The 13,712-nt window shown below is 61.3% G+C and carries 2 protein-coding genes; both read left to right on the top strand.

Annotated elements, in window-relative coordinates; translation table 11 throughout:
• Positions 1-4: 4 nt before the first annotated feature.
• Positions 5-781: an SDR family oxidoreductase gene (locus HNQ65_RS01090; protein ID WP_184337522.1), complete on the top strand. Its 777-nt coding sequence runs from the start codon at positions 5-7 to the stop codon at positions 779-781.
• 1,056 nt (positions 782-1,837) lie between these two features.
• A complete protein-coding gene (locus HNQ65_RS01085) occupies positions 1,838-13,687 on the top strand; it encodes a sulfatase-like hydrolase/transferase (protein ID WP_184337520.1) in 11,850 nt (3,949 codons plus the stop codon).
• The last annotated feature ends 25 nt before the right edge of the window (positions 13,688-13,712 follow it).

The following is a 13,712-nucleotide window of genomic DNA, read 5'->3' as shown; positions in this document are numbered from 1 at the left end:
CCCCATGTCTTCCTCTCTCTTCTCCATCTCCGGCAAAACCATCCTCCTCACTGGCGGCGCGGGGCTGTATGGCCGCGGTCTGGCAGCCATGTTGGCAGAAACGGGCGCCACGCTGATCCTAGCCTCGCGTGATGTTTCCAAGCTGAAGATTGTGGCGGAGGAAGAGACAGCGAAGGGGCACCGCGTCTTTGCGGAATCGCTGGACCAGGGAGACGAGGCCTCGGTGATCTCGCTGCATGAGCGCATCTCAGCGCAGCATGGAGCGCTGCATGGGCTGGTGAACAACGCGGTGCTGCGCCCGATGAAGGGAGCGAATGGCGCGGTGGAGCAGTTTGCGGAGTCGATGCGCGTGAATGCCACTGGCGTGATGCTCATGCACCGGCACTTTGGCAAAACGATGGCCGAAGCAGGGCGCGGCAGCATCGTGAACATTGGCAGCATCCAAGGCATGATCGGCCCCAGCTACGAGCTCTACACCGGCACCAACATGGGCGACATGCCGCCGGACTACTTCTTCCACAAAGGCGGGATGGAAAACCTCACGCGCTTCTACGCCGCGCTCTACGGCCCCCATGGTGTGCGGGTGAACAACCTGGCTCCGGGTGGCTTCTTCAACAACCAGCCCGAGCCCTTCCTGCAGCGCTACTGCGAGCACACCATGCTCGGTCGCATGGCGGACGAGACGGACCTCGGCGGCGCGGTGATCTTCCTCCTCAGCGATGCATCCCGCTACATCACCGGGGTGAACCTGCCGGTGGACGGCGGCTACACAGCAAAGTGATCTGCCCGCCCAGCGGGAGGTTTTGGCAGTTTTGGCAGTTCTTTTTGGAGCAGCAGAATTATTTTTTCAGGAAGGCGTGGAGTGCAACCCATGGAACTTCATCTCATACCAACCCTTTGCGGGAAAAACATTCAAGAACAAGCCTCTTAGAAATGACAAGGTAATGATGTGGATTTTATCCCCCTGGCAGACGCGAGTATGCCTATGCTGTTCACTCCAAGAAGAAGGAAGCATAGATAGCTGCTATGAATGAATAGATCATCAATAGCTGTGCCAAAAATGGCATCTCATGACACCCTGTTTACCATGGATAAACGGCAGCAATTTTTCAGGACACTGGGAATTCAGCTAGAGCCACAATGTTTGTAGTACCTAGAGGCCGGTGACAGCATTCGCATGCTGTGTCTCATTTATTCCGCTCTCGACCAGCAGGAATCTCATTCCTCACGAGACTTTCCAATTCACTCTAGAACCATAAAATACCATGGTGATCTATGAATGACACATCATTCCACCTCATGGACTGATGTGTCACACCCATCTAGGCAGTGCCACAGGAGCACAGCCTGTCTTCAGGATGTGGCAGGCTAAGAGGCGCTTCAGAGTCATGACTGATTTTCATTCACATCCTGTTTTAGGCATCTCACTCCTGGAATGTGGCGGTCTGCGGCTAAGTCATCGCTCACAAAAAATAAGTTCATCGCTCAAAAGGAACTGCCAAAACTGCCGAAACCCTCTGGGACTGGAGGTTTTGACAGTGACTTCAGCGTGTTGAATTTTGACCTGCGGCACCTCCTAGCCTCCGCTCCAAGCTTCGAAAAATTATTTCACGGCTCAAAGCGTACTGCCAAAACTGCCGAAACCTCCCACGCCGGGGGTTTTGGCAGTTTTGGCAGTGTGTTTTTGACGCTGAAAAATGCGTTGGGGATGGCAGGGGCTGCCAGAGCAGCCTGCTTCCCACACCATCGGACCGGGCTCATATTTACCATTTGCTGACAATTCTCCCTCCTGGTCATCACAAGAAGCTAACACAGCCCGGGCTTGATGGTCGGCACTATGAAGATCCCTGACCGCCTGCTGCTGCCTCTGGCAGCCCTCGCTTTTCCCGCCATCTGCCCGGCACACACGCCTGGAGATGTCGCGACCACAGGCCGGAAAGGCCCCTTCACCGAGGAGATGCGCCAGCACATCCTAGATGACTTCATGGCCTCCTCAGCCGGACAGAAGCTCATGAGCAAGGCTCCAGCCCCGGTGGTGGCCAAGCCGACCGCTCCCAAGGCACCGCTGCGCATGGCCGCCGGAAACAGCATGACGGGCCTGCCTGCGCTGATGCGGCTGGCCTCGCTGGCGCAGCTTTCGTCCTATGTAGCACCTGCGGGCAATGGAGCGCTGATGGCGGCTTCATTTGCACCTTTCAAACCCAAGGTGCGTTTTTACTGGGATGGCACCACATTTTACGAAGAGTCTGACAACATGCCTGACAACATGCCCAACCGCATGGTGGGCATCAGTTCCTGGCAGCAGCAGATCCCGCTGCCGGTGGCCTACTTCTCAGGTGTGACCAACCCTGAGGGCACAGCGGGCTCTCTCGGCTATGGGCAGCCCAACTACTGGCGCCTGCCGCTGGTGCCCACGGTGGCGGCCTCTCCCACGCTGATTTTCACCCCCGGCTCCACCAACAACAACTTCCAGCGCGGCGCGGTGGCACTGGCCTCCAATGGTGTGGCCATCTTCAATCCTGCCAACAACACCGGCCGCGTGTCCTACGAGATCGGAGAGCTGGACTACTACGGCGGCCATTGCGGCATGGCGGACGACTACCACTACCACATCGTGCCCATGCATCTCTCCGCGCGTTTTGGCGGACCGCTCAGCGATGACAAGCCGGTGGCATGGGCGCTGGATGGCTACCCCATCTATGGCTACGTGGAACCGGATGGCAGCACGCGGCAGACGCTGGATTCCCTGGGCGGGCACGACCACGGCAGCGGCTGGGGCTACCACTACCACGCCGTAGGCACCAACACCGTGGACGCCACCCACCCGTACGGCACACCGCAGTCGCCTTACATGATGACGTCCTTCAAGGGCACGGTGGTGAATTTCGGCGGTCAGGTGGACGGCCAGCCCGAGATCTCCGCCATCCGCCAATCGGGCACCGGTGGCTATACCGCACAGCCTGTCAGCGGCGCAGGTTTCAATGCCAACGCCTACAAGAATCCGGTGGCATTGACAACCGACGGCTCAGGCAATCTCATTGAAGACACCTCTCCTGGTGCCGTAGCCTCTGCGGACAACTACCGCCTGCGCGTGACCATCAACGGCACCGACTACGACGAGTGCTGGAAGATCAACCGCAATGCGAACCCCAAGACGCTCACCATCACTTGGCGGCTTCCAGGTGCGACGACCACGACCGTTTATACCCCGAGCGCGACAAGCAATGGCGGCGCACGACTCACCACCTATCCCATGTCCGGATGGAGCGAGATCAAGCTGCCAGATACCGGACAGACGATCACCGTTTCCGGGGCTCCATTCGGCGAAGACGCCGACTATACGATCAACCCGCCCTCTCTCACGGATAATGGAGACGGCACCATCACCGACAATGTCACCGGTCTCATGTGGCAGAAGACAGACGCAGGAGAGTCCACCTGGGCCAGCGCTGTGACCAATGCCTCCACGCAGAGCACCGGCGGCTACACTGACTGGCGTCTGCCCACACCTGCAGAGCTCTTCAGCATTTTCAACCACAACAACAATCCTGCTTTCGACCAGACCAAATTTCCCAACACCAACAGCGCCGACTACTGGTGGACGAGCGACATCTACGGCACCGATGCCACGCACGTGTGGTGCACGAATGCCGGTGGTGGCCTAGGGCCAAAGCCGATCACGGAAACGATCAGCGCAGGAGGCAGCCTGCGCTACAACGCACGCTACGTGCGTGGCAGCAAGCCCGGCAACGGACACAGTTACGTCAATAACAACGATGGCACCATCACCGACACGGACACCAGCCTGATGTGGACGCAGCTGCCAGCCGCTGCCATGAACTGGCAGTCGGCCATCAGCTATGCGGAAAACCTCTCGCTCGGCGGCTACGGCGACTGGCGTCTGCCCACGGTCAAAGAGTTGCAGACGCTCACGGATTACACGCTGGCCACGGCCACCACCACCACGGGCCTCAAGCCCGCGATGAATCGCACTCTGTTTGCCAAAACACTCGCCGGTTGCATCACCACCGCAGGCGGCACCACCATCACCTGCGCAGACACCACAGGCATGATTCCCGGCATGGTGCTGGTGGATCCCTCCAATCCGGGCGGCACCTATCTGCCAACCGGCACACCTCCGGTGGTGGCCAGCGTCACGAGCGCGACCACCTTTACCGTCACCAGCGGCACGGGCATCCTTGCGAGTTCCGGTCAGACCTTCCGAGCGCTGGTGCCACCCACAGCCTACTGGACCTCCAGCGCGGTGAAGTCGGGCACGGTGACTCAGGCGTGGCTGGTGGAAATGGGCATCAACAACTCCGTTCCCGCACAGATCGGCCCCACACGCGGAGCACAGGGCATCATCAGCTACGAGGTGTTTGCCTCCACATATCCGGTCTTTGCAGTGCGCACCACCAGTGTGACCACGCAGATCTCCGTGGCTCAGGGTTCCAGCACTCTGACAGATGGCGTCAGCAGCGTGGGCTTCAGCGGCATGAGCACCAAAACCTTCACTATCACCAACAATGGCACCACTTCGCTGACACTAAACGGCGTTACCATCGACGGCACCAATGCTTCCAACTTTGCCCTCATCAGCGCGCCTGCCAATCCCACCACACTGGCTGCGGGTGGCAGCACCACCTTTGGAGTCATGTTCAGCAATGCCAGCCCCGGCAGCTCCTACTCAGCAGCGCTTCACATCGCCTGCAGTGACACCGCCGTGGGCTCCTCGTTTGACGCCACGCTGACGGGCACCGTGCCCGTGATCGGTACGCCTGCAACAAATCCCACAAGTGTGGAGAACACGGATACTCCGTATGTGACCACGCAGATCTCCCCGCCCTCCGGCACCACCATCTCGCAGGTGCAGCTCTCTTATAGCATGGGCGTGCAGACCCCCAGCCAGGTCTTCAGCGAAACGATGACGCCGGTGGTTTACCCCCAGCCCTGGCAGGGCAATGGTGCACTGAATGCCTGGACCACGGCCTCGGGCGGCAGCGGCCAGATCAGTCAGAATGGCAGCGGCAGCAATCACAGCACACCGATCAGCCTCACCGCCTGCACCACCACCAGCGGCAGCGCCACTGTTACATGCGCCAGCACCGCAGGCGTATGGCCAGGCATGCTCGTGGCTGGCACCAACATTCCCACCGGAGCCACCGTCAGCAGCGTGACCAACTCGACAACCCTGGTGCTCAACTCCAGCGCCACGGGCAGCGGCAGTGCGCTCACGCTTTACGCCGGAGGCCTCACGCTCAGTGGCTGCTCTATCACCAGCGGCAGCGCCACCGTCACCTGCTCCAGCACGGCTGGTCTTATAGGTGCTACGACGGTGAGCCTGACCAGCGGAGCCACCACGAGCGGCAGCGCCACGGTCACCTGCGCCAGCACCACGGGCGTGCAGGTGGGCATGACTCTCACTGGCACGGGCATACCCGCAAACACTGTCGTCAAAACAGTGACCAACAGCACTCAGCTCATCATGAGCTCCAACGCGACGGCAACGAACACCGGGCTGGCCATCACCGCCACGCTCTCCGGCATGCCCGTCACAGGACAGGGCATTCCGAACAACACCACCGTCTCCGCCGTGAACAGCGCCACGCAGTTTACCCTCAGCGGCAATGCTTCAGCCACCAATGCCAGCGCCACACTCACAGCCGCAGGCACTGGTCTGCAGTTTACCCGGGGCAGCGCTCTCTACACGGACAACACCGTCACCACCACCAATGCCATTCCTGCAGCAGGACTCTCCGGCACACTGCAGTTTTATGTGCAGACGCAGAACATGGTGGCAGGAAATGGATGGACCATGCAGCTCTCCCCCGATGGGGGCACCACTTGGAACACACGCCTGAGCGAATCCTACGCCTCCACCACGGTGAATCTCAGCGGCTGCAGCCTCACCAGCGGCAGCACCACCATCACCTGCGCCAGCACCTCCGGCCTCACCGCAGGCATGAGCGTGGGCAGCCCCAGCCTCGTGCTCACGGGCTGCTCCACCAGCACAGGCAGCGCCACCATCACCTGCGCCAGCACCACCGGCCTCACGCCAGGCATGGTGGTAGTGGGTGCAGGCGTGCCCAACAACGCCACTGTCAGCTCCGTCACCAGCGGCACGCAGTTTGTGCTCAGCGCCAATTCCACAGCGAATGGTTCCGCACAGACCTTCAACGCCATCTCGGGTGTCATGCTCACCAGCGTGGCCACCACCTCTGGCAGCACGACTGTTACCTGTGCCAGCACCAGCAGTCTCGTGGCAGGCATGTCCCTGACCGGAGCCAACAGCATTCCAGCCAATACTTATGTGAGCTCCATCACCAACAGCACCACCTTTGTGCTGAGCACGGCAGCCACCTCCACGTCCACAGGACAAGGCCTGGTGGCCACCTATCTCGCCGCCGGTTCCACAGTCACCTCGGTCACCGATGCCACGCACTTCGTCGTGAACACAGCCCCGGCTCTCGCCGCGTCCTCCATCGCACTGGCAGGCACAACACTGAATCACGGCTACCAGTCTTACAGCTACACATTGCTGCAGAACGAACTGGTGAACACGCTGAAGATGCGCTTCCAATACAGCGGCTACAATCCGCCCACTCCCACCCGATCTCCAGTCTTCAATGTGGATGACATCTCCATCTCCACCGTGCCCGGAGTCACGCTCACCATGTTTGACGATGGCACCCACGGAGATGGCGCAGCGGGAGACGGAGTGTATGGTGTGCAGCTTCCCGCCTTTGCCTCCGGCACGCAGATCAGCTACTCCATCCAGGTCAAAGACAGCACCGGTGCCACCACCACGCTGGCCAATGCAGGCAGCTACACCGTCACCCTGCCGCTGGCCATCACCACTGCACCTGCGCTGCCCAATGCGCTCACCAGTGCTGCCTATACGCAGTCTCTGACAGCCACCGGTGGCTCTGGCAGCGGCTACACCTGGAATGTGACCGGCGGCTCTCTGCCACCCGGTGTCACGCTGGGCACCAATGGTACTTTCAGCGGAACGCCCACGGCGGCGGGCACCTATGCCTTCAGCGTCACGGTGACCGATAGCGCCTTGCACACCGCCTCGCAGCTCTTCACCGTCACCAGCAGCACCCCGCCCAACGTTCTCATCATCGTCACCGATGACCAGGGCTGGGGAGACATCGGATACCACACCTATGCAGGCCGCGTGCATGTGGATACCCCGGCGATGGACAGCTTTGCCACCAAAGGCATCCGGCTGGAGCGCTTTTACCCCACCGCTGTCTGCAGCGTCACACGCTCCACCTTGCTCACCGGACGCTCCGCCATCCGCACCGGCGTGAACAACTCACGCGGCCTGGATCTGAGCGAGCACATCATGCCCCAGACCTTTGCCGCCTCCGGATACCAGACCTTCATGGCGGGCAAGTGGCACTGCGGCGGCGCTGACAAAAACATCGCTTACACAACCGTGAACGGCCAGAATACACTCATCATTCAGGAGGGCACGGCCTACGCTCCCACCAACCGTGGCTGGGGCCTCCACTACGGCACGTACTCCGGTGCTATCGACTGCCTGACCCACCGCTCGGCTGAAACACTGATCGACAACGTTTATCACCCCGACTGGTGGCTCAACAATGTGATCGTGGATGGTGCAAGCGAGCACACCGACTCCCAGGGCCACGGCGGCTACTCCGGCGATCTCCTGACAGACAAGATCATCTCGCAGATCCAAAACCGCGACACCTCCAAGCCCTTCCTCGGCTACCTGGCCTTCAACACCATCCACGGTCCTGTCTCCGCACCAGCGGATGTGCTGGCAAAGTACGGCACTCCCTCCGACCCCACGCACTACATCGCCGATGTGCCCACACGCACCCTCGCTGCCTCCGTGGATAACATGGATAAAAACATGGCGCGTGTGCTGGCCGCGCTGGATACCGCGGGTATCACCAATAATACCATTGTCGTCTTCTTCAGCGACAACGGCGGCGAGAATGCCACCGGCGGCTCTGACCTGCCGCTGCGAGGTGCCAAGACCGATCCGTATGAGGGCGGCATCCGTACTCCCGCAGGCATCCGCTGGCCCGGCCAGCTGGCGGGCGGACTCACCGTCACCAATTGCGTGACCACCAACGGCAGCACCACCGTCACCTGCGACAGCACCACGGGTCTCTACAGCGGCATGGCCTTGGCCGGCACAGGGCTGGCCTATGGCAGCACCGTGGCCTCCGTGACAGACGCCACCCACTTCATCCTCAGCGCAGCGCCTGCCACAGCGAGCAGCCCCTCCTCCATCACCATCACCGCAGGTGTCATCAGCAACATGTACCTCTGGGTGGGCGATCTCTTCCCCACGCTCTGCGCAGCCACCGGAGTCACTCCGCAGAACACCAAGCCCTTCGACGGCTTGAACATGTGGCCTGCACTGAAGTCCATCTCCGGCAGCGCACCGGATGGCACACAGACGCGTTTCCAGACCAATCCAGACGGATCTAAAAACACCACGGTCACCAATATCTCTCCGCTCGTCACCGTGGCCAGCCCAAATGTAGGCTTCAACAATTTCACCGATCCCCTCAGCGGCCAGACCAAAACCTTCAAGCTCATCTACAGCGCCACAGGCGGCGGTCGCGGAGCCACTGCCACGGCCACCGTTTCCGGTGGTGTGATCACCAACCTGACGCTTAACAGCGGCGGCACCGGCTACACCAATACGCCCACCATCAGCTTCAGCGGAGGTGGCGGCACCGGAGCCACCGCCACTGCCACGGTTTCCCAAGGCACGGTCACTGCCGTCAATCTGACCAACGGTGGAAGCGGCTACACCTCTGCGCCCAATGTCCTCTTCAGCGGTGCGCTGCTCCTGACCAACAGCAGCACCACCGCAGGCTCCACAGCAGTCACCTGCAGCAGCACCGTGGGGCTGCAGGCCGGTGCTTCCATTTATGGTGTCGGCATCAAAGGCGGTGCCACCGTGGCCTCCGTCACCGATGCCACGCATTTTGTCATGAGCGATCCGCCCAACGTGGCCTACTCGGGCATCACGCTGAACGTGGGCTTCACCACCTATCAGCTCTTCAACATCCAGGACGACCCGTATGAAACCACCGACATCATGCTCGGCGCGAATGCCTCCTCATACTCAGCCATCGTGTCGTCACTGCAGTCGGCCATCAGCATCACGCCCGAAGTCTATCCGCCCTACATCGGTCCTGCGCTCATCACCAACACCGCTGCACAGGGAAGCACCGTACAGCTGTATGCGCCCTTTACCTCGTATGCGAAAAATGCGCCCACGGTGCAATGGCGCAAAAACGGCGTGAATCTCAGCGATGGCGGTCGCATCAGCGGCTCCACTTCTTACACCACTGCGGTGGCTCCAGACGGCAAAGTGTACGTTTCCGGCTCCAGCTACGCCATGCTGACCATCACCGGGGTAACAACCGCCGATGCTGGCTCCTACGATGTCGTGATCAATAACGTGAACACCTATGTCAGCCCCAACGTGACCAACAGCGTCACCAGCCCGGCGGGCACGCTGACAGTCGTGGTCGGAAGCCCGGCGCTGAACACTCTGCCCGCCTACACCACAGGAACCACTCGCACGATCTCCTGGCCTGCGGTGACGAATGCCACCAGCTACACCGTGCAAGCGGCCACGGATGTGAACTTCAGCAGCATCCTCTCTTCGCAGACGGTCAGCACCACCAGCGTGACGTTCAGCGGCCTGACCAGCGGCACCCAGTACTGGTACCGCGCCACCGCCACGGACGGCGTCACCACTTCAAGTTACAGCAGCATTGTCACCTCCACACAAGATGCAGTAAATCCCGCCGTGGCCATCACCACCCCGGCCGACGGTGCCACCAGCAGCCAGACGACAGTGAATGTACAGGGCACCGCGTCAGACGCGCCCTCCGGCATTGCATCCGTCATGGTGAATGGCGTGGCCGCCACCACTGCGGACGGTTACGCGCACTGGTCCGCCAGCGTCCCTCTGAGCGTGGGAGGAAACACCCTCACCGCCACCGCCACGGATGCCGCTGGCAACATGGCTGCCAGTTCCATCACCGTGAGCCTGTCCCCCATCACGCCCGTCATCTCCTCTGTCTCCACCGCACCCACGTCCCCCACCTACATGGACTCTGTTTACGTGGTCGCACGTGTGCAGGCCGGGCAGGCGCCGGTGTCCAGCGTGAAGCTCTCCTACAACACCGCCACTCCGGTCAGCACCACGATCTGGCGAGAGGTCTTTGGCAACACCTCCTCCAACAACTGGAATGGCAGCGGCGCGCTCAACTCGTGGAACACCGTCGGCGCAGGCAATGTGCGCCAGGCCGTGAGCAATGCAAACCACACCACACCGCTCAGCATCACCGGCGCATCCACCACCAGCGGCAGCACCGCCGTGACCTGTACCAGCACGGCGGGTCTCTGGCCAGGCATGCTGATCACCGGAACAAACATCCCTGGCAGCACCAGCGGAGCCTCGACAGGAAACACCACCGTGGCCTCCGTCTCCAGCACCACCACCTTCGTGCTCTCCCAGGCCGCCACTGGTACCAGCACAGGACTCACACTCACCGCAGCAGGCGTGACGCTGACCAATGCCAGCACCACCTCCGGCAGCACCACCGTCACCTGCGACAACACCGCAGGCCTGATCAATGGCATGTCAGTCACCGGCACCGGAGTGCCCAACAATGCCACCGTTTCCTCCGTGACCAATGGCACCACCCTGGTGCTGAGCATCGCAGCCACGGCCACCGGCAGCGCGCTTACTCTCTCCGCGTCCGGCGCGGCAGCCGAATTCAATGGCGGCACCACAAGCCTCACAGGCTCGATGTTCACCACCACGGGAAATATCAACACCACCGGCACCGCTGGCTATGTGGAGTTTTATCTCCAGACGCTGAGCCTTGCCGGACCGACCACCACGGTGAATGTGTCCGGCACCCTGACCTCAGGCAGTGCAGTGGTCACAGGATCGACCACCGGTTCTCTCGGCGTGGGCATGCTGGTGCAGGGCTCGGGCGTTCCCGCTGGCGCCACCATCATCAGCATAGACTCCGCCAGCCAGTTCACCATAAGCGCAGCGGCCACCAGCGCTGCCACTGTCAGCATCACCGCCACCAACAACAACCAGTGGACCTTCCAGGTGTCTTCCGACGGCGGCAACACCTGGAACACCCGCCTGAGCGAGGACTGGAACAGCAAAACTCTCGGCCTCACCAGCGTGGTGACCAATGCCACCGGCAGCGCCAGTGGCAGCACCGCCGTCACATGCACCAGCACCAGCGGTCTGGTGGCAGGTCGCGCACTCATCGGTCCCACAGTGTATGTTACCGGCAGCACCACCAGCGGCAGCGCAGTGGTCACCACCAGCTCCACCTCCACGTTGGCCGTGGGCATGTTCCTCAGCGGTGCCAGCGGGATCCCCAATGCCACGCGCATTCTCAGCATCGACTCCGCCACGCAGTTCACCATGAGCGCGAATGCCACGGCCACCAGCGCCAGCAATGCCATGGCCGCCACCACCTTTGCGCCGAATACCACCGTCAGTTCCATCACAAGCGGCACCTCCTTTGTGATCAACACCGCCGCGTATGTAAACACCAGCGCCGCACCAGTGGCAGTCAACGCCACCAGCATCAATCACGGCTTCCAGCTGTTCCACTACGACCTTGCCGGCGCGGAGCTCGGCACGCAGACAAAGCTGCGCTGGCAGTTTGCCGGTTACACTCCCACCTCCCCCACGGGCAAACCGCGTGTGGATATAGACGACATCATCGTGGGCACCACTGCGCCTCCAGCGAATGTACTCCTGACCATGGTTGACGACGGCCTGCATGCAGACGGTGCGGCCGGTGACGGAATCTACGGCGTGCAGATTCCTGTGCAAAATGGAGGTACTACAGTGAATTTCAGCATCACCGCCACCGACAGCTCCAGCGGCGTCACCGTCAATCCAGCGTCCGGCACCTACACCTACACGGTCGCCTCCTCGATCACAGACGCCACCATCAAAGGCGCTGAATTCCTCGGCATGCCATCAGACACCAGCATGACGCTCAATGTCGTGGGCAGCACCGACCTTTACGCCTTTGTCGAATACGGCACCAGCCCCGGCAGCTATACGCAGGCCACCACACCCGCCCTTTTCCAAGTGGATGCCGCACACCCCGAATTCTACAACCCCGTGGAGATCACCCTCAGCGGCCTGCAGCCTGACACCGAGTACTACTACCGCTTCCGGTATCGCGGCACCGGAGCCAGCTTCTACAATGCGCGTGGAGAGCGCAGCTTCCACACCGCACGCGCACGCGGCACCTCGTTCACCTTCACCATTTCGGCAGACCCGCACCTGGACGTGAACACGGATCTGAGCCTACTGGATCGTGCCATGTCAAACATCGCCACCGACGCACCGGACTTCCACATCGACCTTGGCGACATCTTCATGACGGACAAAATGGAGCAGCCTCTCGCCAACGGCATTCCTGCCATCTGGGGCGGCGAGCTCTCCACCGGCCAGCTCAATCAGACCCTGCTCAACAACCGCGCCATCCTGCTGCGCAACCAGTTTGAACTCGTCTGCCACAGCGTGCCGTTTTTCTTCACCCTCGGCAACCACGAGGCGGAATACGGCTACCTTTTCAACTCCGCCACCGACAAGCTCAACAACATCCCTGCCTGGGATCTTCTGGCGCGCAAAGCCTACTACCCGACACCGGTGCCCAGCGCCTTCTACTCTGGCAACCCCACCCCGCTGACCTACACCGGCGGCAGCCTAGGCCTGCTGGAGGACTACTATGCCTGGGAATGGGGAGACGCCCTCTTCATCGTGCTCGATCCATTCTGGAACACCACCACCAATCCCAACCAGGGCAATGACGCCTGGAACTGGACGCTCGGCCAGACGCAATACAACTGGCTGCGCGACACGCTGAAAAACAGCAGCGCTCGTTACAAGTTTGTCTTTATGCACCACATCGTGGGCGGCACCACCACGCTGGCGGATGGAGTCACCCCAAACGTGGCTGCACGCGGTGGCGTGGAGGTAGCTGGCTTTTATGAATGGGGCGGTCTCAATGCCGACGGCACCACCAATGGATTCGCCTCCCACCGTCCCGGCTGGGACATGCCAATTCACAATCTGCTGAAGCAAAACAAAGTCAGCGTCGTCTTCCACGGGCACGACCATCTCTACGGCTATCAAACACTCGACGGCATCGTCTATCTCGAATGCCCGCAGCCCGGCACCGCCAACTACACCACACTCGGCAGCGCCGCCGACGGCAAATACACCCAGGGCCTGAGCAGCCTCCTGCTCGCGGACTCGGGCCACATCCGCGTACGTGTCACGCCCGCCCAGGTGGTGGCCGACTACGTGCGCGCCTACCGCCCGCAGGATGAAAATGCCTCGCGTCACAATCTGGACGTGAGCAACAGCTTCACACTCCGCCCCACCGTCTTTCCGCCCATTGAGATGGTGGCCGCCGGAGCCGGGCAGGTGGTGCTGCGCTGGAATGCCGTGCCCAACAAACCCTATCAGATTCAATACAGCACCGACCTTGTCACCTGGCAGACCATCACCACCACCCCGCTGACCTTCACCAATACCAACACCAACGCGACCTACACGGACACACTGCCAGCGCGCATCAATGGCCAGCGGGCTTTTTATCGGGTCATGTGGACACCCTGACCTGGCACCGCAAAAAAGGTCCACC

It is taken from the genome of Prosthecobacter vanneervenii (assembly GCF_014203095.1).
In the GTDB taxonomy this organism is placed as follows: Bacteria; Verrucomicrobiota; Verrucomicrobiia; order Verrucomicrobiales; family Verrucomicrobiaceae; genus Prosthecobacter; species Prosthecobacter vanneervenii.
The sequence above is the reverse complement of the archived record's forward strand: the minus strand, read 5'-3'. Positions and strand labels throughout refer to the sequence as shown.